Below are 26,095 nucleotides of genomic sequence, written 5' to 3' on the forward strand. Positions count from 1 at the left end.
CGCCCTCTTGTTGAGACGACTGTCGCCAAGGTCGAGCCCAGCAAACTCATGATCGGTCCACCGCGTCACTGCCTTGCCCATGTCGTCGTCCAAAAGGCAAGAGTAAACGCCATTTCGCTACAGTTTATAAGTGGCGGCTGTAACTCCTTGAATGTTAACGGGTTTTCTCGTCATGGCGACAGGGAGTTCGGAGTTGTGTATAACGTGATGACCTTGAACGCACCGCTAACAAGTCTGCACCGCGCACCGCCAGGGTCTACGAAGCGCGCAATTTTGCCGCCAGCGCAAGCACGCTCAAGCCAAAGTTAATGGCTGGCATTGCCGAAAAATATGGCGCCGGCAATTGCGACATGGCGGGATCAATGGCCTATACGATGATGCGGGCGGCGCTGAACAATAGCTTTGAGATCATGTTGATCCTAAACACGGCCTACGGTCACACCTACTCCGCCTTCAAAGAAGCGGGGGCGGCCGACGCCACCGCCATCATTGTCGACCCTTGGCCGACTTCGGGCATGGCGACCCTGGCCGAACATCATTTTCAGGGCTTCGCAGGCAATCCAACGATCATTCGGAAACGTGGCAAGTGGGTTGGCGCAGGCGAAGCGCGTGATCGGGTCGCCTTGAATGCAAAATACGCGGCCCTCACGGCACTCATCGATGACGACCTGGCGAACGTGAACGCCCTCCCCCCGGCATCGTACACTCCCTATACCAATACACTGTGCTCGACCCAGGTCGGTGGCTACCAAGACCAACATGGCATTGCCATTGCCACGCCAGCGCAGCGGCTACCACTCGATCCACCGCCGATTCCTATGCCGGACGTCATCATGGCCGACGCCTGACCGAGGCCGGACGGCGCACTGCGATTCGCGCACGCTTGAAGGAAACGGACAAGCTCATCACTTACATCATCGACCCTCCCCGGCACAAAACATCAGAAGGACAGCACGCGCCACGACCGCCAGAAAGCGGGCGGTCTATCCGCCGTGCTGCGTCAATATGGCATTTGGCGGCGAGCAGAACGTGACATTGGCCGCACTCGCCCTGCGCCGGAAATCAGCGCGCGGGCATCGACTGCTATTCGCCTCAATGCCAGCTTGCATTGCCCAAACGATTGAAGAGCAAAAGCAGAAGCAACAGGACGATGCTGACGGGAAGCGACAGCATGACGCTGAGCAGCAGCGTGCGCGCATTTCCGGCATGGCCCTTCACGTCCGCCCTCACCGCAAACGGCAGCGGCAACAGACTGAGCAGCGCGGGAAGGATCAGCAGCGCGCGCATCCATGACGACCCGCCTGTGCTGCCTGCGCAGGCAAAGGTGACGCCGACGACGAGCAGCAGATGGAGTGTGATGAAGACGATGCGCGCAATCCATGCCGGCGGCCTCATTGCGCGGCTTCGCGCTTGAGGCGGTCGGCCAGCCGCTCATGCGCATCGGCCGCGTACCTACGGCACGCACCCGGGTCGATGAAGGGGTTGTTGCCGCTGGTGCGGGCCGCATGCTTTTCCATGACGTCCGAAAACCCCGGATGCACCGCAATCATCACGTCGCACTTGAGTGCCGCGACCTTGTCGATGCTGGCCCGGAACGATGGCGCGCGGTCGGGCGCGGTGGCACTGCCCAGGAAGCGGAAGCCATCCTGCGACATCGCGTTCAGGCTGTCGGCGTATACGACATCGAGGCAGCGCCCGTTCTCGCACGATTGCCACGACCACGTGGTGCCGCCGGTCGTGTGGCCGGGCGTGAGGTGGGCGGTGATGGCCAGCGCGCCCACCCGCAGGACGCCGCCATCGGCCACCTCGGTCACCTGCGCCACCTTGGGAAATCGATGCGGGCCATCGGCCTTGTACTGGGGATCGTCCGGCCCGACCAGGCCGGCGCGCAAGGCCCGCGCCGCCAGGGCGCTGGCGGCCACGGTGGCGCCACTGGCGCGCTGCAACTGCGCAATGCCGCCCGCATGATCGTCATGGGCGTGGGAGTTGACGATCAGCTTCACATCCTCGATCCGAAAACCGAGCGCCGCAATGTTGCGGATGATCAGCGGCGCCGACTGCGGTAGCGCGCCGTCGAGCAGGATATGCCCTTGGTCGCTCGTGACCAGCAGCGCCGACAAGCCGCGCGGGCCGACATAATACGTATTGCCGACGATCTGGAACGGCTGCTGCGGCTGGTTCTATTCCTCGCACATGGCGCACTTGACGTCCTCGTCCCCGGCCATTGCCGCCGTCATCCCTGTTGCCGCGATCGCCAGCGCAAGTGCCAGCTTGCGCAAGATTGCCATTGCTTGTCTCCAATTAAAAAACGCGCCGGCGTGACCGTTGCCACTGATTGCTTGTGCGATTCGGCGCCATGCGAAGTTCGCCATGTTACACGTTAAACAGCGCCCCTTGAACAGAACACGCGCAGGACATTTGTACTACGCCGCCTGGTCCGCGCGTCCCATCCGCAGCCCAAAAAATCAGGAGCACCGTCCCATCCGGAACAGGACATCCGGCCGATTCGCAGCCGAGCCCGTCTACATATACTCACTTCATCGATCACGCCAACGGCGCCAGGCCTGGCGGGATCGCCCCCCCCAACATCACCGGCGAGTCATCATGGACGAAACAGCCTCCTTCTTCGAACTGCTCGGCATGCTGGTCAGCAACCCACGCACCGGCGTACTGCTAGCCCTGCTGGTGGCGGCCGCCGTGTGCGACTACCGCAGCTTCCGCATTCCCAACCTGATCACCGGCGGTGGCATCCTGTTCGCGCTGGTCTACAACAGCGTCGTGCCGCCCTACTGGCATGCCGGCTGGAGCTGGGCGCCGGCCGGCATGCTGCTCGGTTTTGGCGCGATGCTGCCGCTGTACGCGATCGGCGTGATGGGCGCCGGCGACGTCAAGCTGATGGCGATGGTCGGCGCTTTCCTCGGCGTTGACGCGACCCTGTACGCCCTGCTGTTTTGCATCATCACCGCCGGCATCGCCGCCCTCGCCTTCGGCCTGCGCAAGCGGGTCATGGGACGGATGCTGGCCAACGCCGGCGGCGCCATGCGCGGCATGCTGTGGTCCGCCATTGCCTGCGGCAAGCCGCAACTGGCGCCGGGCGTCATGCCATCGGTCGGCAAGCTCGCCTACGGCATCAGCATCGCGTTCGGCACCACCAGCTACCTGGTGGCCCAGCAGTTCAACCTCGTCTGACTCTCGGAAAGAGATCACCATGAAAAACCTCAAGGCACTCGGGCTGATCGCGTTCGCCCTCGTCATCGGACTGGCGGCGGCCGTCTACGCGGCAGGATGGGTAGCGCGCCAGGGCGGCGCCAGCGTGAACAAAGTGGTGGTGGCCGCCGTCGACATCGAACCCGGCAGCAAGATCAACGCCGAAATGCTCTCCAACCTCGACTGGCCGGCCGGCGCCACGCCGCCGGGCGCGTTCAAGAGCGCCGGCGAACTGCAGGACCGCATCGCCAAGGTCGGCATCCTGCGCGGCGAACCCATGCTCGACGGCAAGCTGGCGCCACAGGGCACCCAGGGCGGATTGTCGGCCGTCATCGCCGAAGGCAAGCGGGCCATGACGGTGCGCGTCAACGACGTGGTGGGCGTGGCCGGCTTCGCCCTGCCCGGCAATTATGTCGACGTGATGGTCAATGCCCAGCAGGAAAAATCGGGCAAGCAGGAAGGCAAGCAGATGAGCAAGACGGTGCTCGAACGGGTGCTGGTGCTGGCCGTGGCGCAGGAAGCCGGCCGCGACGACACCAAGCCCAAGGTCGTCAGTGCCGTCACCCTGGAACTGTCGCTGGAAGATTCCGAGAAGCTGGACCTGGCACGCAGCGTCGGCACCCTGTCGCTGGTGCTGCGCAACCAGGTCGACCAGAAGACCGTGGCCAGCGCCGGCTTCACCAAGGACGAGCTGTTCGGCGACCAGAAAGCGCCGCCGGCCGTGCCTGTCCCGGCAGCGCCGCGCAAGGCGCGCCCGGCCCACGCCGCAGCCGCGCCGCTCGCCAGCCGCGCCCAGTGCGTGGAAGTGATCCAGCACGGCGTGCTGGCAGTCAATTGCTTTTGAACAGCCACGGAGACCTGAATCATGAACAAGCACATTCGCATGGCGGCCCTGGCCGTCGCCACGGCAGGCATGGTGGCCGCGCCGGCCGGCTCGGCGGCAACGCCGGGCGCCTCGGGCACGAAGCAATGCAAGTCGGTTATCGTGGCACCGGTAGCGCAGGTGATGCTCGGTAAATCGTCGGTGATTCCTCTGGCGGCCCCGGCGCTGCGCATCGTGGCCAGCGGCCAGCGCGATGCCAAACAGGCCGCATCGGCGGCCCCGGCGGCCGCCGCGACGGATGACGTTGATAGCGTCGCCGAGATCGAGGTGCTGCTGCTCAGCCCGACCGACCTGTTCTTGCTCGGAAAAAAAGCCGGCGCCACCAGCCTGATCCTGCAAGATGCGCGCGGCGTGTGCACCCTGCGCGACATCGTGGTGGCGATCGACCCGGCCACCCTGCAAGCCAAGCTGAACGAGCTGATGCCCGAGGAAACCGGGATCACCGTCAAGAGCGCCGAAAACGCCATCGTGCTCACCGGCACCGTGCGCGACGCCGGCCAGCTCGACGAAGCGATGCGCGTGGCCGGCGCCTACGGCGGCGGCAAGCGCGTGCTGAACCTGCTGCGCGTGACCTCGCCCCAGCAAGTCATGCTGGAAGTGAAGATCGCCGAGGTCAGCAAGACCTTGCTCGACAAGTTCGGGGTCGACTTCGCCCGCATGTTCGCCTCGGCCGACGGCCTGACCTCGCGCGTGATCTCGGGCATCCTGGGCGGCGCGCCGGCGCTGGTCGGCCAGTACAGCCACGGGGGATCGGGCGCGGCGCTGGGCGCCGTGGCCGACGCCGCCGTCAGGGGCGGCAATTCCGCCGCCGGTGCCAGGCTCTCGACGGGCGCGCGCGGCGCCACCCTGTTCGGCGTCGATGCGCAGAAAAAGGATGGCCTGGTGCGGGTGCTGGCCGAACCGAACATCATGGCCATCAGCGGCCAGTCGGCCAGCTTCCTGTCGGGCGGCAAGATCTTCATTCCGGTAGCCCAGTCGCGCGACAGCGGCGGCACCACCGTCACCCTGGAAGAGAAGGAATTCGGGATCGGGCTCAAGTTCTCGCCGACGGTACTGGGCGGGGCCCGCATCAACCTCAAGCTGGTGTCGGAAGTGTCGGAACTGGCCCAGACCGGCTCGCCCTTCACCACCAACGGCGGCGTGACCTCGGTGCTGCCGTCGATCACCACGCGCCGGGTCGACACCACGGTGCAGCTGGGCGATGGCCAAAGCTTCGCCATCGCCGGCCTGATCCGCAACAACGTGACCGAAACCCTGTCCCGTTTTCCCGGCCTGGGCGACATCCCGGTACTGGGCGCGCTGTTTCGCTCGACCGAATTCCAGAAAGACCAGACCGAACTGATTTTCATCGTCACGCCACGCCTGGTCAAACCGGCCACGGGACTGGCGGCGCCGACCGACAACCACGTGGCGGCCAGCCGCGCCGACCTGATTTTCATGGGCCGGACCGAGGGCAAGACCGCCCCCGCAACCAACAAATAAGGAGAGCGCCATGAACCAGACGATCTACCGCGCCGTGCTGCCCATGCTGGCCATGCTGGCCGGCTGCGCCACGGCACCGCGCTACGACGCGCGCTTCGGCGACGCCGTGCGCCAGGCGCGCAGCGCCATGACCATCAACCCGCAGGCCGCTGCCGCCAGCGACGCGGCCGCCGGGATCGACGGCCAGGCCGCGCGCGACGCCATGCTGCGCTACCAGGACAGCTTCAAGGCGCCGCCGCCGGTCATTACCGTCATCAACGCCGGCGGCCCCGCCGCCCGGTGAAGCATCCGGCACGGGCCACGGGCCAGTGCCGGCGCAGTACCCCGCCCGCAGGGGCGGGCATGTTTGCCCATCCATCCACAAGAAAGGTAAGCCAAATGAACACTTTTTTGACAACGATAAGCCAGTCGGTCCAATCCTTCGCCCGCGACGACGAAGGCGCCCAGGTCGTCGAATACGCGCTGATCATCGCAGTCGTCTCGATCATCCTGGTGGTGGCGCTGCGTAACCTCACCGGCACCAGCTTTTCCGGCTTCATCACCCGTGTCGGCACCTGCCTGACCGGCGGCGCCTGCGCCTGATCGCACCAGCACTCCCCTCTTCCCATCTCAACTGAAAGGTCCACACCATGAACGCCCTGCTCACCACCGCACGCCGCAACATCGGTTCCTTCCTGCGCGACGACGAAGGCGCCCAGGTAGTCGAATACGCGCTGATCATCGCGGTCGTCTCGATCATCCTGGTGGTCGCGCTGCGCAACCTGACCGGCACCAGCTTTTCCGGCTTCATCGCCCGCGTCGAAGCCTGCCTGACCGGCGGGGCCTGCGCCTGACCCACCAGCCGACGGACCGCGGCACCCCGCGGCCCGTCATTTTTTTTTGGATGAAAACCATGATCCCGCACAATCGACACATGGTTCGCCAGCGCCAGCACGGCGCGGTGATCCTGACGGTCTGCTTCCTGCTGTTCTTCCTGCTGGGGTTCGTCGCCATCGCCTTCGACCTGGGCCGCCTGTTCATCGTCAAGACCGAACTGCAAACGGCCATGGACAGCTGCGCCCTGGCCGCCGCCCAGGAGCTCGACGGCCAGGCCAGCGCGCTGGCGCGGGCGCGCCGCGCCGGCACCACCGCGGCCAACCTGAACCGGGTCAACCTGCAGTCGGCCAACTGGGACGGCAAGGGCCAGCTACCCGAGGCCGGCATCAGCTTCCGGGACCAGCTTTACATGCCCACCAGCGCTCCCGCCAGCGCACGCTATGCGCAGTGCCAGCACACCCAGAGCGGCGTGCGAATGTGGCTGCTGCACGCCATGGGCGCCTTCAGCGGCAACGGCACGGCCAATCCGGCCACGCGCGCGGTGCTGGCCAGCGCGGTCGCCACGCGCGGCAGCGCCCAGAGCACCTGCCCGATCCCGGTGGCGCTCAAGGCCAGGGCCGGCGGCACGGCCGCCAACGACTACGGTTTCGCGGTCGGCGAATGGGCGGTCGTGTTCGACAAGGGCGGCGCGGCGGCTTCGGCCGGCGAAATGGGCTGGTACAACCTCGATGGCAGCAACAACGCCAGCGAAACGGCCGCCGAACTGGCCGAGGGAGGACGCTGCGGCACGCGCCTGGGCGACACCCTCGGCACGCCGGGCGCGCAGACCAGCGTGGACCGGCCTTGGAACTACCGCTTCGGGGTCTACAAGAACAGCGACTCCCCCAGTCTGAACCATCCCGACCAGAGCGGTTACTCATACACCGCCGCCAACTGGAAAAATGCAGTGCCGCAGAACGCCTTTGCCGGCACGCCGGCGGCCGGCTCGCACGCCAGCGCGCAAAATTACATCACCAAGCGCGCCGCATATGCCTCGCTGGCCGACACCGGCACCAACATCAAGACCGGATCGCTGATCGCCTTCGGCGACAGCAACCGGCTGAACAGTTTCCAGAAGCTGGCCGCGCCCGGCGCCGCCGGCGAACACCGCCAGTACGGCACCAGCCGGCGCCTGGTGATCGTCCCGGTGATCAATGGCGCGTCCCAGGTGACCGACTTCGTATGCATGTTCATGCTCCATCCGCTCAGTGGCCCGAACGATTCGGCCAGGCTGGAGTATCGCGGCCTGGCCGGGGTCGCGGCATCGCCCTGCGCACCGGGCGGCACGCCCGGCGGCGCGGCCGGGCCGCTGGTACCGGTACTGGTGAGGTGAGCGCCATGAGACACCGTCAACACCATCAACAAGGCGTGGCGCTGGTCGAATTCGCGTTCGTGCTGCCGCTGCTGCTGATCCTGTCGCTGATGTGCGCCGAACTCGGACGCGCCGTCTACCGCTACAACACCACCACCAAGACGGTGCGCAATGCGGTGCGCTACCTGTCCATGCAAACGCCCGGCACCCATGCGGCCGAGGCGCGCAACCTGATCCTGTACGGGAACGTGGCCGGCAGCGGCCTCCTGCTCGACCCGGCGCTGACGGCGGCCAACGTGCCGGCGCCGACCTGGCAAACGGCCGGCAGCGATCCGCTGATGAACACCGTCACGATCCGGGTGACGGGCTACCAGTTCCGGCCCATGGTGGCCAATATGTTCGGCGCCAGGTTCACCGCCATTTCCTACAACGATATCAGCGCCACGATGCGCAGCCCACTATGAAAACCAAGCGGAACGGCGCCTGCCAATATGGCGCGACAACGATCGAACTGGCGTTCGTGCTGGTGCTCTTCTTCATGTTCCTGCTCGGCGTGACCGACGTGGCGCGCATGCTGTTTACCTGGAACGCGGCCACCGAGGCCACGCGCGCCGGGGCGCGCTACGCGGTGGTGTGCGCCGACCCGGCCAACCAGGGGCAGGTGCTGCAGAAGATGCGCATGATGGTGCCGGAAATCGGCGCGGTGGCGCTGGCGTGGGAACCGTCCGGCTGCGACGCCGCCAGCTGCGCCGGGGTAACGGTCACCATCACCAGCCTGCAATACCGCTGGCTCTCGCCGGTGGTCGGGGCGGTGATGCCGGTGCGCGCGCTGCCCGCCTTCAGCACCTACCTGCCACGCGAAATGATGCGGCGCGATCCGAATAACGCGCTGATCTGCCAATAAAAACGCAAACAAGGAACCTGCCATGAAAATCGCCATCGTATCGCCCGACAAACTCCGCCTCGACGACATCGGCCAGCAGCTAGCGGCCGGCGCACACGCGGTGCAGCCCGCCGTGGGCGGCGCCGGCGACCTGCTGGCGCTGGCCGGGCGCGAGCAGCCCGACCTGATGCTGGTCGACGGCTGCGCCGACAGCGCCGGCCTGGCCGCCGTCGCCACGCTCACCAGCCGCCATCCGCACATCGCCGTGGTGCTGCTGTGCGCCATCTGCACGCCCGACTTCCTGATCAACGCCATGCGCGCCGGCGTGCGCGAAGTGCTGCCGGCGCCGCTGGCGCAAGCCGACCTGGAGGCGGCGCTGGCGCGCATCGGCGCCAAGCTGCGCGGCGCCCAGGCGCAGAGCGAAGGCAAGGTGCTCGCCTTCATCGCCTGCAAGGGCGGCAGCGGCGCTACCTTCCTCGCCACCAGCCTGGCCTGCCAGCTGGCGCAAACCCGTTCCGTGCTGCTGGTCGACCTGAACCTGCAGTTCGGCGATGCGCTGGCCTTCGTCCACGATGGCCGGCCCGCCTCGACCCTGGCCGACGTGGCGCGCGCCATCGGGCGCCTCGACGCCTCCTTCCTGGCCGCCAGCACGGTCAAGGTGGCGCCCAATTTCAGCATCCTGGCCGCGCCCGACGACCATGCCCAGGCGGTCGAGATCAGCGCCGCGCATGTGGATGCGGTGCTGGCGCTGGCGGTGCGGCACTACGACTACGTGGTGCTCGACCTCGGCCGCCCCGTCACCACCCTGAGCATCAAGGCGCTCGACCGCGCCTACCGTATCTATCCGGTACTGCAAGCGGGCCTGAGCTCGCTCCGCAACGCCAAGAAGATGCTGGCCATTTTCAAGTCGCTCGATTACAGCGCCGACAAGATCGAGCTGATCATCAACCGCTTCGAGCGCAAGGGACCGATCGGCGTGGCCGAGATCGAGCGGGCGCTGGGCAAGTTCGCGCTGCACACGGTACCCAATTCGTACCGGCAGGTGACGGCGGCGATCGACCATGGCGAGCCGCTGACGGCCAGCGCGCGTGCCAATCCGGTGCTGCATGGCCTGGCCGGCCTGGCCGAGGCGCTCATGACGCGTCCGCAGGCCGCCCATGCAGCGCGCGACGGCGCGCCGGCGCGCCTGTTCGGCCGCCTGCTCGGACGCCACTCTGGAGAATCCCATGTCCTTCCGTGAACAACTCAACGCGGTCGACAGCCAGGCCGACCTGCGCGTGGCCACGCCCGGCGCCAGCGATGACTACCACGCCATCAAGAGCCGCATTCACCTGAAGCTGCTCGACAAGTTCGACCTGGCCGCGCTCGAAGCGCTGCCAGGTCCCCTGCTGCGCGGCGAAATCGCGGTGATGGCCGAACGCCTGCTCGACGAGGAGCAGGCCGCCATCAACGAGTCCGAGCGGCGCTCCCTGATCCGCGACATCCAGCACGAAATGCTCGGCTTCGGCCCGCTGGAATTGCTGATGGCCGATCCGACCGTGTCCGACATCCTGGTCAACAGCTACAACCGGATTTTCGTCGAACGCAAGGGCAAGCTGGAGCTGAGCACGGTGCGCTTCACCGACGAAAAGCACCTGCTGCGCATCATCGACAAGATCGTCTCGCTGGTGGGACGGCGCATCGACGAATCGAGTCCCATGGTCGATGCGCGCCTGCCGGACGGCTCGCGCGTCAACGCCGTGATCGCGCCGGTGGCGCTGGACGGCCCGATGATGTCGATCCGACGCTTCGCCCACATTCCGCTCAGGATGGAGAACCTGATCAACGACTTGCACAGCCTCACGCCGGACATGGCGACCGTGCTCGAAGGGCTGTGCAAGTCCAAGGTGAACATGATCATCGCCGGCGGCACCGGGGCCGGCAAGACCACCCTGCTCAACATCCTGTCGGGCTTCATTCCACCGGCCGAACGCATCGTCACCATCGAAGACGCGGCCGAACTGCAGCTGCAGCAGCCACACGTGGTGCGCATGGAAACGCGTCCGGCCAACATCGAAGGCAAGGGTGAAATCACGCAGCGCGCGCTGGTGCGCAATGCGCTGCGCATGCGCCCCGACCGGATCATCATCGGCGAGGTGCGCGGCGCCGAGGCGGTCGACATGCTGCAGGCGATGAACACGGGCCACGACGGCTCGCTCACCACGATCCACGCCAACAACCCGCGCGACGCCCTCGCGCGCCTGGAAAACATGATCGGCATGGCCAACCTGAATTTGCCGCACAGGGCGGCGCGCCAGCAGATCGCCTCGGCCATCACGGTGGTGATCCAGGGCCTGCGCCTGATCGACGGACGGCGCAAGATCACCAGCATCCAGGAGATCACCGGGATGGAGGGCGACATCATCACCATGCAGGAGATCTTCGCGTTCCGCCAGACCGGCGTGGCCGCCGATGGCGCGGTCGAAGGGTATTTCCAGGCCAGCGGCGTGCGTCCCAAGTTCAGCGAGCGCTTGCGCGCCTTCGGCGTGACCCTGCCGGACGCCATGTTCGACAGCACCCGCCGCTACCAGTAGGAGGCCATCATGCTCAGTCACGTCAATCGGATCGACGCCGGCGCGGCCGTTTCGCCGCTGCTGTCGGTGCTGGTCTTCATCGCGGTGGTGCTGCTGTTCGAGGGGCTGTACCTGATGTGGAAGACCTACCAGGGACCGCAGGCGAAGAAGATCGAGCAGCGCCTCAAGGCCCTGTCCGCCGCTGGCGACAGTTCGGCCCAGTCGCACCTGCTGCGCGAGCGCATGATGAGCGAGCTGCCGCTGTTCCAGCGCCTGTTGCTGCGCCTGCCGCGCGCCCACCAGCTCGACCGCTACCTGCTGCAGGCGAACCTGGACTGGACCGTCTCCAAGCTGCTGCTGGCCTGCGCGGCATTCGGGGCGGCCAGCTTCCTGCTGGTGACGGCGCTGCTGCACCAGCCGTTCGTGCTGGGCGCGCTGGCCGGCGCCACCCTGGCCTGGCTGCCGCTGGCGTACGTGCAGCGCCGCCGCCGGCGCCGCCTGGCCAAGCTGGAACAGCAGTTGCCCGACGCGCTGGACCTGCTGGCACGCGCCCTGCGCGCCGGCCACGCCTTCGGGTCCGGCCTGCAAATGATCGGCGACGAGATGGCCGAGCCGATCGCCAGCGAATTCCGGATGGTGCACGACGAGATCAACTTCGGCGTGTCGCTCGAACAGGCGCTGGGCAACCTGAGCGTGCGCGCGCCGATCACCGACTTGCGCTACTTCGTGGTGGCGGTGCTGATCCAGCGCGATTCGGGCGGCAACCTGACCGAGGTGCTGGCCAATCTGAGCCGCCTGATCCGCCAGCGCCTCAAGCTGTTCTGGCATGTGCGCGTGCTCTCGGCCGAGGGCCGCATGTCGGCCTGGCTGCTGTCGCTGCTGCCGTTCGCCATCGGTGGCTTGATGAGCGTGTTCAACCCGGAGTTCATGGCGCCTTTGTGGACCGATCCGCTGGGCCAGGGCCTGGTGCGCGGCATGCTGGTGTCGATGGCATTCGGCATCCTGCTGCTGCGTCGCATCATTCGTATCCGTATCTGAAAGGGGATCATCATGTTCGTGCTCGCTGCCCTGGTCTGCCTGGCGGTTACCACCGCCATCGCCGGCCTGTTCCTCCTGCTCGTGCCCAGCCGCCTGGACCAGCGCCTGGACGCGATCGGCAATCCGGCCGCCGCCACCGACTGGAGCACCACCGTGGCGCACGCGGTCGGCCCGTTCGCGCGCGTGCTGGCGCCCGCCGGCGACTGGGAAAGTTCGCCGCTGCGCCTGCGTTTCATCCATGCCGGCATCCGGCGCGCCGACGCGCGCCTGATTTATTTCGGCCTCAAGACGGTGCTGCCGCTGGTGTTCGCGGGCGCCACCTGGCTGCTGCTGCGCGCCTTCACCGGCATGGACGAGATGACGGTGCTGATGAACCTGGGGATCGCGGCGCTGGCCGGCTGCTACCTGCCGAACCTGGCGCTGTGGCTGCGCCTGCGCGAACGCAAGCGCGAGATTTTCGAGCACTTTCCGGACGCCGCCGACCTGATGCTGGTGTGCGTGGAAGCGGGGCTGGGGCTGGACGCGGCACTCACGCGGGTGGCCGACGAAATGGGCATGAGCAGCCGCGCGCTGGCCGAGGAACTGCACCTGACCAACCTGGAGATGCGGGCCGGGGGCAGCCGCGCCCAATCGCTGCGCAACCTGGCGCTACGCACCGGCATCGAGGAAGTCGGCACCTTCGCCACCATGCTGGCGCAGTCGGACAAATTCGGCACCAGCATCGGCGAATCGCTGCGGGTGTTTTCGGAAGACTTGCGCCACAAGCGCCAGGTACGGGCCGAGGAACACGCGGCCAAGGTGCCGACCAAGATGCTCATTCCCCTGGCCCTGTTCATCTTCCCGTCGATCATCATGGTGGTGCTGGGACCGGCCATGATCGTCATCGTGCGCACCATCATGCCGGTGCTCAGTGCCCATTGAGGCGTTGGTGGTGGCGGGCGGCCTGGTCGGGCTGGGGCTGGACCAGGCCGTGGCGGATCGCGTACACGTACATGCCGAGCCGGTTGGGCACATCGAGCTTGCGGTAGATCGAACTGAGATGGTTGCGCAGGGTGTGCTCGGAAATGAACAGGCGCCGGGCCACCTCATGGTTGGCGCTGCCGCTGTGTTCGACGGCGGCGCTGACGATGGCGCGTTCGCGCGCGGTCAGGGCGGCATGCTTTTCGGCTGGCGGATCGGGGCGCAGCGCGCGGCACCAGCCCAGCATCTGGCCGAACACGCGCTCCATGGTGCCGGCGTCGAACCAGAGTTCGCCGCCGTGGATCTTGGCGATCGCCTTGATCACTTGTTCGGCCGTTACTTCCTTGTGCAGGATGCCGCGCGCGCCGCGCCGCACGGCCAGGTCGAGCAGCTCGGGGTCATGGGCGGCGGTGAGCACCAGCGCGCGCGAAACGCCGTTGGCCAGCAATTCAGGCAAGAACTCGACCGTGGAAACGCCGGCCAGGTCGAGGTCGAGCAGGATCACGTCGGGCAGCAGCTGCGCGGCGCCGGCCAGCGCCTCGGCGCAGCTGCGCGCCGTGCCCACCACGGCCATGCGCGGGCGTTCGGCGTCGACCAGGGTTTGCAAGCCCCACAGCATGGTCTGGTGGTCTTCGACCAGCATGACCTTGACCGGACCGGACAAGTCTTGTGCTTCACTGTTCATAATGGAATCTCCACGGTGACGATGGTGCCGTTGACGCCGTCCTGGCGCACGGAAGCGGCGCCGCCCAGGGCGCTGGCGCGCTCGCTGAGCGAACGCGGCTGGAAGGCCGGCGGCGCGCTGGCGCCGTGCGGGTTGATGATGTCGATGTGCAGCATGGCGCCGCTGCAGCGCAGCGCCACGGTGGCCTTTGTAGCATCGGTGTGGCGGCACACGTTGCTGATGCCTTCGCGCACGATCTGCAGCACTTCCGCACCGAGCCGGTCTCCCAGCGCGACGCTGGCGCCGGCATCGATGCGGATCTCGACGCCGTAGGTCGCCAGCGCCTGGGCCGCCTGGCGCCGCAGCGCGGCGTCGAACATGGCGTCGCCGGCGGGCGCGGCGCCGCAGGCCCGGCTGGCCTCGTCGCGCAGTTGCGCGATGACGTCGGCCGCCATCGTCACCAGCTTGTCGAGGTCGTCAGCGAGCGGATTGCTGGGCGCGGCCTTGCGGCACAGGGCGACCAGGCCCAGCTGCAAACCGATGTAGGACTGGATGGCCGTGTCGTGCAGGTCGAGCGCGATCTTCTTGCGCTCCAGGCCGGCGGCGTCGGAAGCGATGCGGTCGAGCAGGTCGATGCGGTCGATGGCGCGCAAGCCTTGTTCGGCGATGCGCACCAGGAACAGGGCGTCGCCGCGGCCCAGGTGGCGCGTGCGGGCGGCCACGTAGATGCGGCCCTTGCCGCGCCCAAAGCTGACGGGGGCGCTGATGAACGCGGTGGCGCCCAGCAGCTCGGCGAGTTGGCGCAGGCGGACCGGGTCGTGCCGGGTCCAGGCGGGAAGCTCGCCGCCATGGCCAAGCGCGCAGCCGCCGAGAGCGCTCCAGCGGCACCAGGGACGCGTGTACAGCAGCACCTGCCCAGGCGGCCCGGGCAGCATGGCGCGCGCCAGGGCTGGGTCGATCGGGTCGGCCGGGGCCACCGCCGGGCCGCGTGCGCGCACCGTGCGCAGCGCGTGGCCGCCGCTGTCGCGCTCGTCGAGCAGCATCAGGCAACTGTCGGCCATGAAGAAGGCGCGCACCCGTTCCAGCGCGGCGGTCATGCTGCGGTCGATGCCGAAGCGCGGATTGGCCACCTGGTTCATCTCGCGCAGCAAGGCCTGGCGGCGCGCCGCCAGGATGTGCATTTCGCCCAGCTGGGCGATGACGCGGCCGAAGGCGAGCAGCACGGCCGCATGCAGGGCCAGGCGCGCCGGGCTCAGCTCGGGCAGCGCGACCAGCGCGGCCACGTAGTAGAGCAGGACCGTGGCGATGGTCACGCGCACGCCTTCGGCCAGGCCATAGCGCAGCGAGGCGACCACGATGGCGAAAAACAGGAATACCAGCGGGAAGATATCGGCCGGGCCGACCGCGGCCAGCACCGCCGCCGATACGGCCACGTCGAGCCGGTGGCGCAGCTTGCCACGGGTCCAGCGCGGCTGGCAGCGCGGGACCAGGTAGACCGCCGCGCACAGCACCGCGTAGACCGACAGGACCAGCAGCGCGGCGACGTTGGCGCGCTCCGGTCCGGGGTGGTCGAGGACGGCGACCAGGACCGCCGACACGGTCAGCACCAGCCTGATGCGCGCGACCAGCTGGCTGTATGCCACGTCCGACTGCGCCACCGAGCCGGCCGCATCCTTGTCGAGGGGGGAGTCCGCAATCACCATTCGCTGTCGTTCCGTTCGCAGTCAAGCCATGCTGCCTGCCGCCGGCGCCGTGGTGCCGGGCCGGGGTTGCTGTTGCCAATCGATTATTGATTGTAGGTTGTTACTTTCAGCCGCCCATGACGCGGGTCACAGCATCGGGCCATGCGCCGCGCACCAAAGGCGGGTAAGGTTCTGTGCGGCGCAATGGCGCGCCTTCGGCCACATACTGTCCAGCGGAAATGCGTACGAGATGGGCTACGCCAGCTTGCTCCCCTTCCATGACGACCTCATCGTCAGCTAGCGCGCGTACATCCGTGCCGGCATGAAAAATGCCCCGTCATCACCAAGATGCGCGGGGCTTTTTTTCATCGAAACAGGCCGGATGGCGCTGATACCATCACTGCAGCACGGCTGCGGCAGGAAGAATCATGCCCCCATCTATTGATCGGAGTAAGCAAAAACGCCGATGAAAACGGGATCATCTGCTATCGCGCGGGTGACGACTGCCGGGTCATACGCGAAGTCGTATTGAATAACAACCTCTCGTGCTTTTTCTATTCCCATTTTTTTCGCCGCTGCCATCACATTGTCACTATACGTTTTTGAATAAGACAGAGGGGCCAAGAGGCGTGATAGCTCAACCACTTCATTGTCGAAAGACATGCTTTCCTGGTCGCTGAGCCTGTAATAACCCACGCCGCACAGGTCCTGCAGTATGTCGATGTCGTCATCTTCTTCAGTCTGAGGTGTCAAACCGACCCATGCCGACAGCACGCCTTTTTTTTCAAAATTCTGTTCATAAAACTCATCTTCATCGGAATAATCGTGTCGAGCCATATTTCCTCCCTAATTAGTTGTGAAATCCCGGCGGTAATCCATCATATCCACCGGTAATCCAAGTCTCAGCCCACGGTCTGATGTTAGTCTTGAATTCAGGCAGGCTATTTGATTTCTGGATGATGCTCTGAAGCTGGTTGTGGACGGTCTTGGAATTCGGTGCGGGAACTCCTTTCTTGCCAACGACATGGGTCCAGCCATTTGCCAATCCGCCCTCATTCAATTCGGCAATTGGAATGGCGAAATCTTCCTGGACCTCCTTGGCTTTCACACCCCATTGCCGCCATTTAGGCGCCTCTGCAACCATCAGCATCTCGTGTTGACCTCCGGCACCACGCAATCCGGTTTCAATCTTTGCACGCAATCCTGGATTTTCGTATATCAATGCCAGTTCCTGGCTGGATCTTGCATCAAACCACTTATTAAAATCCCCACTCTTAAAGCTCGGTATATCCCGTGCCTTCAAGTTGGCGATATCAATCGCCGAAGTTTGCCCATCGCACGCCTCCAACCCGAGCGGGTCCACCGAACTGAGCGGATTGTCCACATAGGCATACGGATTGGGGCCGCCCACCAGGCCCAGCGGATCCGGCGTCAGATACCGTGCCGTGCTTGCATCATAATAGCGATGCCAGTTGTACGCCAGTTTCGACTCGGTATCGTAGTACTGGCCTTGGAAACGAATCGGACAATCGGTCTTGCTGACGGTCGTTTCCTCGATCTCGCCCCATACATTCGTTTTCGCCTGCCACGCAATGTCACCGTCGGCATCGATCAACTCCTTCGGCGTACCGATGTGATCCAGCACGACAGCGTAGGTTTTGCTTGTTTCCTTGCCCTTGCGCCGTATCGTTTCGGTCTTTGCGAGCGGCCGGAAACTGTCTGGCTCGTAGTCCCAGCAAGCGCAGCTTTCCTCGATGATGTCGGAGCCACCCTTGCCGTCCGGCTTTTTGCTGAAGCGCCGCTCTTCCGCGACCGTGTGGCCATCCCACAGGTAGGCGATTTCGGTAAACAGCGAGCCGGCATTGCCCGGAACCTGTTTTTTGCTCAGCCTGCGGCCCAGTGCATCATAGGTATATTCCCAGGCATCGCCATCGGGCGTAATGACACGCTTGAGGCGACTTTCGCTGTTCCACACATAGTGCCAGCTCTGCTGCCGTCCCCAGCGCTTGCCCTCGCTGCGCTTGATGACGCGTCCCTCAAGATCATATTCATACTTGACTTTGCCAGCCTGGATCAGCCTGCCGCCCTGGTGGATGCGTTGACCGCGTGCGTCGGCATTACTGTCGTCAGTGCCAAACAGCGCTGTTTGCTTGATCGCAGCGATCAGATTGCCTGCCAGATCGTAGGCGTATTGCTCTTCGCTGTCGGTGCGTCGGGCTTGCGTGACCCGGCCAACGCTGTTGTAGCCGATATCAACGACGCCGGCGTTGCGCGCACCCAGCTTGCTCGGATTGCCGTTGCCGTCATAGTTGACGGCACGCTCCTGGAGCGTGCGGGTCTGCCGGCCAGACTCTGGCGCGATGCCGGCCCATTGCCGGGTCAGGCGGTTCAGCGGATCGTATTCCTGCTCGATCCTTACCCCGCCTGGCAACTTGCGTCCGGTCTCGCGGCCACAGTTGTCATGCAGAAAGCTGAAGGTCTGCGCATCGGGCAGCGTCAGTTCAAGTGGCAGGCTGTTGGCGTCGAATTCCCATACGCTACTGTGTCCGCTTGAACTCAAGCGCTCGGTGCGACGGCCCATCAGGTCGTAGCCGCTGGCAATGCTGCGGCCATTCTGTGTTTCCTTGACCAGGCGGCCCAGCGCATCGCGCTCGAAAACAATATCGCTGTCGGCATTGGCGGCACGCGCCAATCGGCCCAGCGCATCGTAGGCATAGCGGGTACTACCCTCGCTGTTGATCTGTTCAAGCAATTGACCCGCGTGGTTGCGCAAATAACGTGTGCGCTGGCCCGCGGCCGTGCGTTTCTCGATCATCAGACCGTCGGGATTGACGCCGTATTCGATCGTGCGATCGCTGAAATCGGTTTCCGCGATGACTTGCCCATTGGCGTTCCTGAGATAGCGCCAGCGTTCACCGAGGGGATTGATGACTGCGCTCAGGCGCATTTCGGTATCGTATTCGTAGCGCGTAATGGCGCCGTCCGCTTCGGTGGTCTGTGCCAGATGATCAAAAGCGCAATAGGCGTGCTGGGTCACCCGGCCCAGCGCATCGGTGCGGGCGATGCAGTTGCCTTCGGCATCGTACCGGGCGAGGTGGCGGCTGCCATCCTGCAGAGTAATCTCCAGCGGCTGGCCCTCGACGTTGTAGACGTAGTGGCTGATATGCTGTTGCGGGTCGGTGCGCGCGCTGACACGGCCGAAGTCGTCACGCGCAAGCCTGGTCGGATTGCCCTGCCAGTCGGTGGCACTGATCAGCAGGCCGCGCGCATCATGCTCGAAGGTGGCGACCGCGCCGGCCGGATTGATGACACGCGCTACATTGCCATTTGCGTCATGTTCGAAGCGCGTCCAGGCGCCGCCCTGGCCGACTTGAATCAGGCTGCCACGCTCGTCATAGGTGCGTTCAACCCGGTTTCCATCCGGCGCAGTAACAGCCACCGGAAAGTCGCGCCAGTTATAGGCAATGACGGTTTCCTGGTTCGATGCATCGATGTGGCCAACCATGTTGCCACGGGCATCGTAGGCCCAGCGCAGCACTGCGCCGCCTGGGGTAATGGTGGCAAGCAAGTTCTGCTGCGCATCATAGTCGAACTCGCTGACACCGCCGCACGGATCGACTTCCTTGATGACCTGCCAAGCATCGTTGTAGTGGTAGGCGGTGGCGTGGCCCAAGGAATTGGTGTAGGTGTTGATCTTGCGCGCGTCGTCGTAGACGAAGCGGCCGGTCATGTGGCCGCCGGCACCGCCACTGGTTTGCTCGCAGCGGCCCCGGTCGTCGTAGCGGTAGCCGATCCATACGCCGTTGCGGTCCTGCCAGCGGATCAGGCGGTGGGCGCTGTCATAGGCATAGGTGAGCGGCAAGCCACTGCTGTTGATGATGCCCGACAGGTCGCCATTGGCATGGTAGGTGTAGCTGGTCAGCGTGGTCTGGCCGCCCTCGGGGTGCAGCAGACTGATGCGGGTGATCGCATGTTCGCTCGCCTCGACCTTGAGCCGCGTGCCGCCGCTGTGGCGCACTTCGGTCAGGACAGCGCCGGTGTAGACCAGCGCAATCCGGTTGGCGTTGCGGTCCGTGATGGCCGCCAGACGCCAGTGCCTTGCATCGCTTGGCTCGAAACGCAAGGTAGGTTGATGCCGTTGCTCAACCAGGAAGTGGCCGTCGAGCCGGGTCACGCGGAAACCCTGGTAGACAGGGTGCGTGACGCTTGCGCCCATGTCTGGCATGGCAAAGCGCATCGAGGCGCCATCCTCGGCATGGAACACCAGTTCCGCGTCATTACTTACTTCGATCCATTGCCCCCAGGTGCTGGCCCAGGCCTTGCCGAACACCGTCCCGACCGGATTGCCGGACGTGTGCACGCGCCGCAGTACGATCGGCAGCACGCCCGGCAAGGCGAAGTCGGTTTGTTCCATGATGACGTCGCCCGTGATGACGTCGATCGGATCGCCGCACTTGCATTTGCTCCCGTTGGGACGCTCGTTGGCGGGGTTGAATTTAACGACGCCGGGTACGCCACCCTTGACGAAAGCCATGGCCGGCGTCGCGGGAGTGGGAATGTACTTGTTGCCGAGCCATGCGCCGCCCTTGGCACCGGCCGCGCCGCCGAGCATGCTGCCGGCCAGCATCATGGCCTTCTGGCCGTCCGATCCTTCGCCGAACATCAATCCGCCGATGTATGCACCGCCCTTGCCGCCCACCATGCCGAGCGCCAGTCCGCCGAGGGCGACCAGGGGGCCGGCCAGGATCGTGGCGCTGACCAATCCCGCCACCAGCAGGGTCGTGTGCACCCAGTCCGGCACTTCCGGCGTGATCAGGTCGATATCCGTGGTGATGGTCGCGCCGCCGACGAAGACGTTGGGCGAGCCGGCATGGATCTTCGCGCTGCAACTGATCATGTCGCCGACGCGGGCAAAGGGCAGGCTGTTGACGAATACCGTGGACGAGCCTTGCACGACCAGCTGGGGAGCCGGTCCATGGGTGGCGCACAGGGCCGTGGAGAGGTGGGCTCGCGCGGCCTCCTTGCCATTCGCAAAGACGTTCGCCGAGCCGGTCTTGACCACCCCGGTCAGGTTGGCGCCAAAGATCTTGTCCGTCACATTCATCGAACCGACCACTTCCCCGATGCCGGCGGCACCGGCCGTGACCGCCACCGCCCCGGCTACTGCCACCAGCGCCAGGCCGCCGGTGGCGATGATGGCGGCGCCGACCAGCGCGCCGATCACCAGGCCGGCGATCAAACCGCCCATCGCATGGCTATGCGCGATGGGATCGTCGACCCGTCCGGCCGCCGCGCCCAATCAGGACTCCTGGGCAGCGTGGTCCGCGGCCGGCACCGGCGCGTGCAGGTGCAGGTGCATGCTGCCGAGCATGGTCTCGAACGCCGTATTCCACTCGTCCTTGAAGGCACCGTGACTGGTGCCGGTCAGCAGCAAGGCCTTGCTGCGGTCCGCGCTGGCGGCCTGGACAAAGACGGCCACTTGGCGCTGGTGCAGCTCGCTATCGCCATTGCGCCAGGTGTAGTGCAATTCCACCGCTGCCGAGCCGTCCACGGTCAGGTCGCGCTTGCCGAGCAGTTCGAATTTCGGCAACGCTTTGCGCAGCTCGCTTGCAAGGCGAAGGGCGAAGGCGTCGACCGTGGTTTCGGTGAAGTCTTCGGCGCGCGAGATGACAAAGGAGAAGTCGCTCGGACCGTCGTCGTTGATGATGAATTGGTTGACCGTGCGGTCTTTCAGGCTCGGGTGCAGATCGAAACTCGCTTCGTTGAGATTGTATTGGCTCATAGCTGTGTTCTATCGATGGTGGAGTCGGGGGAGAAAATTCACGTGGGGGGGGGTAGGATCTGCGCGTCGGTTCGCCGCTCGCCACTGGCCGGCGCCATCAGAGGGATGGAGCGACAATCGCAGCGTAATGTGTAGCGGCCACCCATCATTATTTCGCTGCCTTTGGAAGCTCATGTAATGTTACTATAGGGAAATTGCGGAATACGGCTGAAGCTGGAAATGCATTAAATGCTGGTAAGCATTATGTCATGGACGAGAAAATAAGTTCCAATATTTCAATATTTCAATATTTCCAGGTGTTATTTTGTCGTGGAGCGCAGGCTTCCGATGCGCGCCAGTCGCGCTGCATTGGCATTGGACGCGGCGGTTTGAGTTCGTGAATCGGGTGGTGCCGGTCGCAGATGACCCGCCTCATCGTCGTGCCGGCGCCGGCCGAACATCGATCCCGACGAGCCGCCGGCCGGTGAACCATCGTCGTGTTTCGTCAGGCTCTTTCTCCTGGCTACCCAGATGTTCCTTCGGGCCAGGCATTCACGGCGACACGCCAAGGTAGTAGCAAAAAACCCCGCCATCACGAAGATGCACGGGGTTTCTTGTTCTTTGGCGGCGCCGCTGTCCGGCGCCGTTTCCGCAGCGACTTAGACGTTGAACAGGAAGTTCAGCACATCGCCATCCTTGACCACGTATTCCTTGCCTTCGGCGCGCATCTTGCCCACTTCCTTGGCGCCGGCTTCGCCCTTGTAGGCGACAAAATCATCGTAGGCAATGGTTTGCGCGCGGATGAAGCCGCGTTCGAAGTCGGTGTGGATCACGCCGGCCGCTTGCGGCGCGGTGTCGCCCACGTGGATGGTCCAGGCGCGCACTTCCTTCACGCCAGCGGTGAAGTAAGTCTGCAAGCCGAGCAGCTTGTAGGCGGCGCGGATCAGGCGGTCGAGGCCTGGCTCTTCCATGCCCATGTCGGCCAGGAAAGCACCCTTGTCGGCATCGTCAAGGTCGGCGATTTCGGACTCGATGGCGGCGCAGATGGCCACGATCGGTGCATTCTGGCCCTTGGCGTAGGCGGTCAACTGATCCAGCAGCGGGTTGTTGGTGAAGCCCGTGTCGGACACGTTGGCCACGTACATGGCCGGCTTGGCGGTGATCAGGCACAGCGGCTTGATCAGCAGCATTTCTTCGGCATCCAGGCCCATCGCGCGCACTGGCTTGGCATCGTTCAGGAACGGCATCATGCGTTCCATCAGCGCGACCAGCTTGGCGGCATCCTTGTCGCCGGAACGGGCTTTCTTGTTCTCGCGGTGGATGGCTTTTTCGACGGTGCCCATGTCGGCCAGCGCCAGCTCGGTCTGGATGACTTCGATGTCGTCCAGCGGGCTGATCTTGCCGGCCACGTGGATCACATTGTCGTCTTCGAAGCAGCGCACCACGTTGACGATGGCATCGGTTTCGCGGATGTGCGACAGGAACTGGTTGCCCAGGCCCTCGCCCTTCGACGCGCCGGCGACCAGGCCGGCGATGTCGACGAATTCGACGATGGCGTTGACCATGCGTTCCGGCTTGACGATGGCGGCCAGCGCAGCCATGCGCGGATCCGGCACTTCGACCACGCCGACGTTCGGCTCGATCGTGCAGAACGGATAGTTTTCGGCCGGAATGCCGGCCTTGGTCAGCGCGTTGAAGAGGGTGGACTTGCCGACGTTAGGCAGGCCGACGATGCCGCATTGGAGACTCATGGGAAGACTTTCTAGTTCGATGGACGAGGGGCGCTCAAACAGGCAAGCCCCGAAACCCCATATTGTAACCTTGGACGGGGCCGGGGGCCGCAAAAACCGGGTGTGGCGGAGCCACGCCCGGGCGCGAGCCTGTCAGGATGGCAACAGGGCGGCAATCTCGGCGTCCAGCTGGGCGACCGTGTCGACCACCCGGTAGGCGCCGTCGAACGGGTAATCGCGCATGAGGCGGTGGCGCAGGACGATGCATGCGATGCCGGCCGCGCGCGCCGCCTGCAGGCCGCGCGGCGAGTCTTCGACGGCCAGGCAGTCGGCGGCGGCCACGCCGAGCTTGTCCAGACCTGCCAAGTACGGCTCGGGCGAGGGTTTGCTGTGCCGGTAATCGTCGGCGGTTAATGCAAAGCGGAAATGGCGCATCAGGTCCAGGCCGGCATGGATGATATCGAAATCGGCGCGCCGGGCGCTGGTCACCACGCCCATCGGCACGCGCGCGGCACTGCGGCTGAGCACGGAGTCGATGTGCGGCATGGCCAGCCCGCTTTCGCTGCGCAGGCGCGCGCCGTAGCGGCGGTTGCGTTCTTCGCGGCGCTCGCCGATCTGGTCCGCGGTCGCGCCGCGGGCCGCCATCAGGTGCCAGGCGCCGACGTTATCGGCCAGGAACCAGGCGAAAAAATCCTCTTCGCTCAGCGCAATCTGATGTTCGAGGAACAGCTCGCGGTTGACCGCGTAAAACAGATGCTCGGTATCGACCAGCACGCCGTCGTTATCCCACAAGATGCCCTTGATCATGCTGCCTTTCAAAATGCCTGGATGCGCGACAGGTCGGGCTGGCCGACGAACGCGGCGAACTCGTCGCGCAGGCGCTGCCCCTGCCCGATTGCCTGCTGCCAGTTGCGGATGCGCGCGTCGTGGTCGAGTCCGTAGAAAGTGAAATCCTTGCGGTCGGGCAGTTTGCCGCGCGGCAGGGTGCTAAGGAAGTGCGGGGTCGGCGCGACCAGCAGCACGTTGTCGAGCCAGCCGCGCTGGGCGCCGCGCGCCATGCGCCGCCACGGCATCGCCTTGTCCAGCCAGCCGGGCACGATGTGCTCGCTGAAGTGCGGGTATAGCACGATTTCGCCCGGCGCCAGGTTCGAATAGGGCAGCGCCAGGTGATAGTCGATCAGGCCGCCATCCCAGTAGGCGCCGGGCGGGGCGCCGGCAATCGTGCGTACCGGGGGCATCAGCATGGGCAGGGTGCCCGAGGCCAGCAGGGCGTCGGCCAGATTGGTGCTGTCGAGGGTGGCGAAATGGGTGGTGAAGCTGTCGAAGCCGGCTGGCATCCAGCTTGGCGCGCCGCGCGCATCGCTGACGACGACCCGTTCGGCCACCCGGCCAAGGCTGGCACGCGAGGCCAGGTTGAGCAGTGCGGCGGCGGCAAAGCCGGTCGCCTCGGCGCGCCGGTGGGCCGGCTCGGCCAGCGCGCGCCGCCCGCGCGCCGCGATCACATGCAGGCGGTGGTGAGGGTGAGCGATCACTTGCGCCTCGTGGCCGCCGACCAGTTCGTGCAGGAGCGTGCGGCAGACAGCGTTGATTTCCTGCGGCGATGGCTTGGCGGTGTAGCGCTGGCCGCAATACAGCTCGCCCAAGCGGGCCAGCGCGGCGACCGGATCGGCGTGGCAGGCGGCAGCCATGCGCCAGGCGCCGATCGAGGCACCGATCAGGGCCCTCGCGCGCGGCGCTGGCGGGAACCAGTCGCCGAACAGCCATTGGTCGAGCGACTGGAAGATCAGGCCCTTGGGGCCGCCGGCGGCGGCGGGAACGACGGCGATGTCGCGCGCGCGCAGGCCATGCTGGCGAATATGGGCCAGCGCGTGCGGGCCGGCGTGGAAGGAAAGTGCGTGCATGCCGTGATTATGGCGACAAGAGGTCTATTGCGGCAAGTCGCATGCTGACAGCAAGGCATGGCGCTGATCCAGGCCGCGCCGTAGAGCGCCGTATTCGATTGTTCCCTGACATCAGGGAAAGAACCGGGGATCGTAAATCCAGCGCCTGAGCGTGGTAGATGCAATGCCTGCCGCATCGGGATGTCGCGGATTAATCACTATGTTGCGCTCTTCGGGGACGAGCACGGATGGCACCTCAAGCAGCGCTGTGACAGCAGAGGCTACCCAGCTGTCACCGGCTAATCTGCTGCTCAGCCCAGCAGGTACGGCATCCCAAGCTCCCGGCAGCGGATCGAGCACTGCGCGCATGGCCCACACAGGATCGGGAATGTCGACTCTGACGAGGTAGCGGTTGAAGGGCATGCCGGTTCCCCGAAGATAATGTACGGTTTCGAGCGCTGCCAACGCGATGCTGGTGGCGCAGTACACAACCCGCGTACCCGTGCTGTTCCACCGCCCGCCTGTCTTTTTAGCGCCGGTTCCGCTCAGATCGTTGGCTGAATAGCTAGCTGTCTCGACTGCGATTCGCCATAGCGAGACCGTCATGCGTAAGCGCCACTTTGCATCATGGTTAACAGTTCGGCCACCAGCTTTTGTCCTTCAAACGTATCCATGTAACTGGCGGGCGTCGCGCCGCCCAGTGCCGGCAGCGGCTGGGTTAACCAGGTAGAAAGCCAGCGTGCCGCATCGAAGCCCTCCGGGTTACCGGACTCTTCCACCATACTCTGCACCATCCCAATCAGCGTTTCGACGCCCATCACGCGTTCCGATTCATCGCTTGAAAGTAAGGTCCCCTCTCTTTCCTTGCGGCTGATGGCCGCGCGGGAAAGCCGCAGACTATGGATCAGATGCTCCCTGCTCATGCCCATGCGTGCGGACAGCTGGCTGACACGCGCGGCAGGAATACCACTGCGAATGAGGTCGATGCGGTGTTGCGGGTCGATTGGATACAATGGGGTGGTGGCGATACCGGCACCCTCAGTCGTTTCTGGCGTAGATGGCTGCTGGGCCGTTGCGACCATTGCCGGCCTTGCGGACGGCGTCTTGGAATCGGACATGCTTGCCTCCTTTAAGTCGTCAGTATAGTTTGCATAAAGCGGCCGACAAGGCGACATGCGCTTTCTTGACGAACCCGGCCCATCGAGT

The 26,095-nt window shown here is 65.2% G+C and carries 26 protein-coding genes and 1 pseudogene; 14 read left to right on the forward strand and 13 right to left on the reverse strand.

All coding sequences use genetic code 11. The features are described 5' to 3' along the window. The coding region (locus F2P44_RS36685) for an IS4/Tn5 family transposase DNA-binding protein (protein WP_223165115.1) at positions 1–81 on the reverse strand (81 nt) is incomplete at its 3' end. A 227-nt stretch (positions 82–308) separates the two neighbouring features. On the opposite strand from F2P44_RS36685, the gene F2P44_RS28065 reads away from it, so the two are divergent. Next, the gene (locus F2P44_RS28065; protein WP_167091988.1) at positions 309–848 is read left to right on the forward strand and encodes a hypothetical protein; all 540 of its coding nucleotides are present in this window, start codon (positions 309–311) and stop codon (positions 846–848) included. Between the two features lie 244 nt (positions 849–1,092). Here the strand turns inward: F2P44_RS28065 and F2P44_RS28070 are convergent, their stop codons facing one another. Further along, positions 1,093–1,395 (reverse strand): hypothetical protein, encoded by a 303-nt coding sequence (locus tag F2P44_RS28070; protein ID WP_167091991.1) that lies wholly within the window; start codon positions 1,393–1,395, stop codon positions 1,093–1,095. Next, positions 1,392–2,168: pseudogene (gene bla, locus F2P44_RS28075) on the reverse strand (subclass B3 metallo-beta-lactamase); the annotation flags it as partial. The pseudogene bla and the gene F2P44_RS28070, both read right to left, overlap by 4 nt. Positions 2,169–2,604: 436 nt before the next feature. Between bla and F2P44_RS28080 the strand changes: the two are divergent. The 13 genes from F2P44_RS28080 (at position 2,605) to F2P44_RS28140 (ending at position 13,133) form a co-directional block, all read left to right on the forward strand. Beyond that, positions 2,605–3,189 (forward strand): A24 family peptidase, encoded by a 585-nt coding sequence (locus F2P44_RS28080; RefSeq protein ID WP_167091994.1) that lies wholly within the window; start codon positions 2,605–2,607, stop codon positions 3,187–3,189. Positions 3,190–3,208: 19 nt separating this feature from the next. Then, positions 3,209–4,051 carry a Flp pilus assembly protein CpaB gene (cpaB, locus tag F2P44_RS28085; protein ID WP_167091997.1) on the forward strand — a complete coding sequence of 281 codons (843 nt, stop codon included), beginning with the start codon at positions 3,209–3,211 and terminating at the stop codon, positions 4,049–4,051. A 21-nt stretch (positions 4,052–4,072) separates the two neighbouring features. Beyond that, the gene (locus F2P44_RS28090; protein ID WP_167092000.1) at positions 4,073–5,572 is read left to right on the forward strand and encodes a type II and III secretion system protein family protein; all 1,500 of its coding nucleotides are present in this window, start codon (positions 4,073–4,075) and stop codon (positions 5,570–5,572) included. Between the two features lie 10 nt (positions 5,573–5,582). Then, complete coding sequence (locus tag F2P44_RS28095) at positions 5,583–5,855, forward strand: hypothetical protein (protein WP_167092003.1); 273 nt, start codon at positions 5,583–5,585, stop codon at positions 5,853–5,855. A 95-nt stretch (positions 5,856–5,950) separates the two neighbouring features. Then, positions 5,951–6,154 (forward strand): Flp family type IVb pilin, encoded by a 204-nt coding sequence (locus tag F2P44_RS28100; protein WP_167092006.1) that lies wholly within the window; start codon positions 5,951–5,953, stop codon positions 6,152–6,154. A 47-nt stretch (positions 6,155–6,201) separates the two neighbouring features. Beyond that, entirely contained in the window at positions 6,202–6,405 is a 204-nt protein-coding gene (locus tag F2P44_RS28105) for a Flp family type IVb pilin (protein ID WP_167092009.1), read from the forward strand. Positions 6,406–6,464: 59 nt separating this feature from the next. Beyond that, entirely contained in the window at positions 6,465–7,760 is a 1,296-nt protein-coding gene (locus tag F2P44_RS28110; RefSeq protein WP_229423796.1) for a Tad domain-containing protein, read from the forward strand. Positions 7,761–7,765: 5 nt separating this feature from the next. Continuing rightward, positions 7,766–8,203: a TadE/TadG family type IV pilus assembly protein gene (locus F2P44_RS28115; RefSeq protein ID WP_167092012.1), complete on the forward strand. Its 438-nt coding sequence runs from the start codon at positions 7,766–7,768 to the stop codon at positions 8,201–8,203. Next, positions 8,200–8,643: a TadE family protein gene (locus F2P44_RS28120; protein ID WP_167092015.1), complete on the forward strand. Its 444-nt coding sequence runs from the start codon at positions 8,200–8,202 to the stop codon at positions 8,641–8,643. The genes F2P44_RS28115 and F2P44_RS28120 overlap by 4 nt, the downstream gene beginning before the upstream one ends. 22 nt (positions 8,644–8,665) lie before the next feature. Continuing rightward, positions 8,666–9,862, forward strand: coding sequence for a CpaE/TadZ family protein (locus F2P44_RS28125; protein WP_167092018.1), 1,197 nt, complete (start codon positions 8,666–8,668; stop codon positions 9,860–9,862). After that, positions 9,849–11,195 carry a TadA family conjugal transfer-associated ATPase gene (locus F2P44_RS28130; RefSeq protein ID WP_167092021.1) on the forward strand — a complete coding sequence of 449 codons (1,347 nt, stop codon included), beginning with the start codon at positions 9,849–9,851 and terminating at the stop codon, positions 11,193–11,195. Before F2P44_RS28125 ends, F2P44_RS28130 begins: the two co-directional genes overlap by 14 nt. Before the next feature lie 9 nt (positions 11,196–11,204). Beyond that, positions 11,205–12,212: a type II secretion system F family protein gene (locus F2P44_RS28135; protein ID WP_167092024.1), complete on the forward strand. Its 1,008-nt coding sequence runs from the start codon at positions 11,205–11,207 to the stop codon at positions 12,210–12,212. Positions 12,213–12,224: 12 nt separating this feature from the next. Next, positions 12,225–13,133, forward strand: coding sequence for a type II secretion system F family protein (locus F2P44_RS28140; protein ID WP_167092027.1), 909 nt, complete (start codon positions 12,225–12,227; stop codon positions 13,131–13,133). On the opposite strand, the gene F2P44_RS28145 is transcribed toward F2P44_RS28140, so the two are convergent. The 10 genes from F2P44_RS28145 to F2P44_RS35875 form a co-directional block, all read right to left on the reverse strand. Then, on the reverse strand, positions 13,120–13,857 hold the full coding sequence (locus F2P44_RS28145) for a response regulator (protein WP_229423797.1): 738 nt from the start codon (positions 13,855–13,857) through the stop codon (positions 13,120–13,122). The genes F2P44_RS28140 and F2P44_RS28145 overlap by 14 nt on opposite strands. Beyond that, positions 13,854–15,539, reverse strand: coding sequence for a sensor histidine kinase (locus F2P44_RS28150; protein ID WP_167092029.1), 1,686 nt, complete (start codon positions 15,537–15,539; stop codon positions 13,854–13,856). The genes F2P44_RS28145 and F2P44_RS28150 overlap by 4 nt, the downstream gene beginning before the upstream one ends. A gap of 417 nt (positions 15,540–15,956) precedes the next feature. Then, positions 15,957–16,355: a hypothetical protein gene (locus F2P44_RS28155; RefSeq protein WP_167092032.1), complete on the reverse strand. Its 399-nt coding sequence runs from the start codon at positions 16,353–16,355 to the stop codon at positions 15,957–15,959. Between the two features lie 13 nt (positions 16,356–16,368). Continuing rightward, positions 16,369–20,817 (reverse strand): RHS repeat-associated core domain-containing protein, encoded by a 4,449-nt coding sequence (locus F2P44_RS28160; RefSeq protein WP_167092035.1) that lies wholly within the window; start codon positions 20,815–20,817, stop codon positions 16,369–16,371. After that, a complete protein-coding gene (locus tag F2P44_RS28165; protein WP_167092038.1) occupies positions 20,818–21,300 on the reverse strand; it encodes a DcrB-related protein in 483 nt (160 codons plus the stop codon). Between the two features lie 638 nt (positions 21,301–21,938). Next, positions 21,939–23,030 carry a redox-regulated ATPase YchF gene (gene ychF / locus F2P44_RS28170; RefSeq protein ID WP_167092042.1) on the reverse strand — a complete coding sequence of 364 codons (1,092 nt, stop codon included), beginning with the start codon at positions 23,028–23,030 and terminating at the stop codon, positions 21,939–21,941. Positions 23,031–23,162: 132 nt separating this feature from the next. Beyond that, the gene (locus tag F2P44_RS28175; protein WP_167092045.1) at positions 23,163–23,816 is read right to left on the reverse strand and encodes an HAD family hydrolase; all 654 of its coding nucleotides are present in this window, start codon (positions 23,814–23,816) and stop codon (positions 23,163–23,165) included. Positions 23,817–23,824: 8 nt separating this feature from the next. Beyond that, complete coding sequence (locus tag F2P44_RS28180; RefSeq protein WP_167092048.1) at positions 23,825–24,910, reverse strand: patatin-like phospholipase family protein; 1,086 nt, start codon at positions 24,908–24,910, stop codon at positions 23,825–23,827. A 111-nt stretch (positions 24,911–25,021) separates the two neighbouring features. Continuing rightward, positions 25,022–25,495, reverse strand: coding sequence for an RES family NAD+ phosphorylase (locus F2P44_RS28185; protein ID WP_167092051.1), 474 nt, complete (start codon positions 25,493–25,495; stop codon positions 25,022–25,024). Further along, positions 25,492–26,007: an Xre family toxin-antitoxin system antitoxin gene (locus tag F2P44_RS35875; RefSeq protein ID WP_229423798.1), complete on the reverse strand. Its 516-nt coding sequence runs from the start codon at positions 26,005–26,007 to the stop codon at positions 25,492–25,494. Before F2P44_RS35875 ends, F2P44_RS28185 begins: the two co-directional genes overlap by 4 nt. Positions 26,008–26,095: the final 88 nt, after the last annotated feature.

Origin of the sequence: Massilia frigida (genome assembly GCF_011682175.1) — a bacterium.
In the GTDB taxonomy this organism is placed as follows: Bacteria; Pseudomonadota; Gammaproteobacteria; order Burkholderiales; family Burkholderiaceae_D; genus Telluria_A; species Telluria_A frigida.

What these genes read in the sequence shown, in the direction of transcription:
- F2P44_RS28065 (WP_167091988.1), top strand. Translation starts at nt 309, where the DNA reads ATGGCTGGCATTGCCGAAAAATATGGCGCCGGCAATTGCGACATGGCG.
- F2P44_RS28070 (WP_167091991.1), bottom strand. Translation starts at nt 1,395, where the DNA reads ATGAGGCCGCCGGCATGGATTGCGCGCATCGTCTTCATCACACTCCAT.
- F2P44_RS28080 (WP_167091994.1), top strand. Translation starts at nt 2,605, where the DNA reads ATGGACGAAACAGCCTCCTTCTTCGAACTGCTCGGCATGCTGGTCAGC.
- cpaB (WP_167091997.1), top strand. Translation starts at nt 3,209, where the DNA reads ATGAAAAACCTCAAGGCACTCGGGCTGATCGCGTTCGCCCTCGTCATC.
- F2P44_RS28090 (WP_167092000.1), top strand. Translation starts at nt 4,073, where the DNA reads ATGAACAAGCACATTCGCATGGCGGCCCTGGCCGTCGCCACGGCAGGC.
- F2P44_RS28095 (WP_167092003.1), top strand. Translation starts at nt 5,583, where the DNA reads ATGAACCAGACGATCTACCGCGCCGTGCTGCCCATGCTGGCCATGCTG.
- F2P44_RS28100 (WP_167092006.1), top strand. Translation starts at nt 5,951, where the DNA reads ATGAACACTTTTTTGACAACGATAAGCCAGTCGGTCCAATCCTTCGCC.
- F2P44_RS28105 (WP_167092009.1), top strand. Translation starts at nt 6,202, where the DNA reads ATGAACGCCCTGCTCACCACCGCACGCCGCAACATCGGTTCCTTCCTG.
- F2P44_RS28110 (WP_229423796.1), top strand. Translation starts at nt 6,465, where the DNA reads ATGATCCCGCACAATCGACACATGGTTCGCCAGCGCCAGCACGGCGCG.
- F2P44_RS28115 (WP_167092012.1), top strand. Translation starts at nt 7,766, where the DNA reads ATGAGACACCGTCAACACCATCAACAAGGCGTGGCGCTGGTCGAATTC.
- F2P44_RS28120 (WP_167092015.1), top strand. Translation starts at nt 8,200, where the DNA reads ATGAAAACCAAGCGGAACGGCGCCTGCCAATATGGCGCGACAACGATC.
- F2P44_RS28125 (WP_167092018.1), top strand. Translation starts at nt 8,666, where the DNA reads ATGAAAATCGCCATCGTATCGCCCGACAAACTCCGCCTCGACGACATC.
- F2P44_RS28130 (WP_167092021.1), top strand. Translation starts at nt 9,849, where the DNA reads ATGTCCTTCCGTGAACAACTCAACGCGGTCGACAGCCAGGCCGACCTG.
- F2P44_RS28135 (WP_167092024.1), top strand. Translation starts at nt 11,205, where the DNA reads ATGCTCAGTCACGTCAATCGGATCGACGCCGGCGCGGCCGTTTCGCCG.
- F2P44_RS28140 (WP_167092027.1), top strand. Translation starts at nt 12,225, where the DNA reads ATGTTCGTGCTCGCTGCCCTGGTCTGCCTGGCGGTTACCACCGCCATC.
- F2P44_RS28145 (WP_229423797.1), bottom strand. Translation starts at nt 13,857, where the DNA reads ATGAACAGTGAAGCACAAGACTTGTCCGGTCCGGTCAAGGTCATGCTG.
- F2P44_RS28150 (WP_167092029.1), bottom strand. Translation starts at nt 15,539, where the DNA reads ATGGTGATTGCGGACTCCCCCCTCGACAAGGATGCGGCCGGCTCGGTG.
- F2P44_RS28155 (WP_167092032.1), bottom strand. Translation starts at nt 16,355, where the DNA reads ATGGCTCGACACGATTATTCCGATGAAGATGAGTTTTATGAACAGAAT.
- F2P44_RS28165 (WP_167092038.1), bottom strand. Translation starts at nt 21,300, where the DNA reads ATGAGCCAATACAATCTCAACGAAGCGAGTTTCGATCTGCACCCGAGC.
- ychF (WP_167092042.1), bottom strand. Translation starts at nt 23,030, where the DNA reads ATGAGTCTCCAATGCGGCATCGTCGGCCTGCCTAACGTCGGCAAGTCC.
- F2P44_RS28175 (WP_167092045.1), bottom strand. Translation starts at nt 23,816, where the DNA reads ATGATCAAGGGCATCTTGTGGGATAACGACGGCGTGCTGGTCGATACC.
- F2P44_RS28180 (WP_167092048.1), bottom strand. Translation starts at nt 24,910, where the DNA reads ATGCACGCACTTTCCTTCCACGCCGGCCCGCACGCGCTGGCCCATATT.
- F2P44_RS28185 (WP_167092051.1), bottom strand. Translation starts at nt 25,495, where the DNA reads ATGACGGTCTCGCTATGGCGAATCGCAGTCGAGACAGCTAGCTATTCA.
- F2P44_RS35875 (WP_229423798.1), bottom strand. Translation starts at nt 26,007, where the DNA reads ATGTCCGATTCCAAGACGCCGTCCGCAAGGCCGGCAATGGTCGCAACG.